Origin of the sequence: Microbacterium sp. MRS-1 (assembly GCF_000585455.1) — a bacterium.
Taxonomy (GTDB): Bacteria; Actinomycetota; Actinomycetes; order Actinomycetales; family Microbacteriaceae; genus Microbacterium; species Microbacterium laevaniformans.
Genome location: NZ_JAUF01000023.1, coordinates 1 through 786 on the forward strand (window position 1 = coordinate 1; position 786 = coordinate 786).

At 63.4% G+C, this 786-nt stretch carries 1 protein-coding gene; it reads right to left on the reverse strand.

The annotated features are described in order from the left end of the window. Positions 1–14: 14 nt before the first annotated feature. Positions 15–665: a DUF6226 family protein gene (locus AS96_RS06060; RefSeq protein WP_036286924.1), complete on the reverse strand. Its 651-nt coding sequence runs from the start codon at positions 663–665 to the stop codon at positions 15–17. Positions 666–786 lie beyond the last annotated feature (121 nt).

The window sequence follows — 786 nt, forward strand, 5'->3', positions numbered from 1 at the left end:
CTAGGCCGTGTTGATCAAGAGGCTGACGCCGAGCGCGGCCATGAGTCCCATCCGTCGGGAAGGGCGCGGAGGATGGGTTTGGCGTCTTTGAGGCGCTGGGCAGGAAGATCTTGGGAGCGGGACCTTCCGGAGCTCGCGCCGTCGGGATAGGTGAAGGCGTAGTCGACCCAGGGGCGAAGTCCGCGTTCAATCGTCTCTCGGTAGTTGCCGCTGACGGTCGCCAATACTTGCTGCTCAAGTTCATCGGCTTCGGCCTGCCAGCTCGAGTCGCATGCGTCGCAACCGCAGATTGGGTAGTGGAAGTCGTGCAATAGGCCCGCGTGCATGTAGATCCCCGGGTAGGCGGTGAAGACCATCGTCAAGGACGCGCACTTCGGATCATTGGGCCGTATCCGCACGGCGCGCACTACATCATGAAATGCGGGACGCAACAGATCGGCCGCCGCCTCAACACCTTCATCGACTTCGACGTCGTACGTCTCTCGGAGGTGCGCGATTAGGGCATCGGCGACAACGTGGATCGGTGCGAACCGCTCGGGATGTGTGTCGACCGAGTATGTGTCCTCCGGAGGCGACCCGTGCCACCGATTCCCATAGTTGATCACGGCGCCGTCAGCATCGCGGAACACCGGCGCGTCGATCAAGGGGCGGACGTAGGAACTCATTCCGTCATCCTGCCTCATCCTTGCGGTCCGTCCGGCCCGTGCTCAGACCGGACGGGACAGGTCCGTCTTGATCCAGATCAGCGTGGCGGCGAGGCTGACGGCGGCTCGGTAGCTGCGGAGG

Coding starts and splice junctions, on each gene's coding strand:
- AS96_RS06060 (WP_036286924.1), bottom strand. CDS start 665: ATGAGTTCCTACGTCCGCCCCTTGATCGACGCGCCGGTGTTCCGCGAT.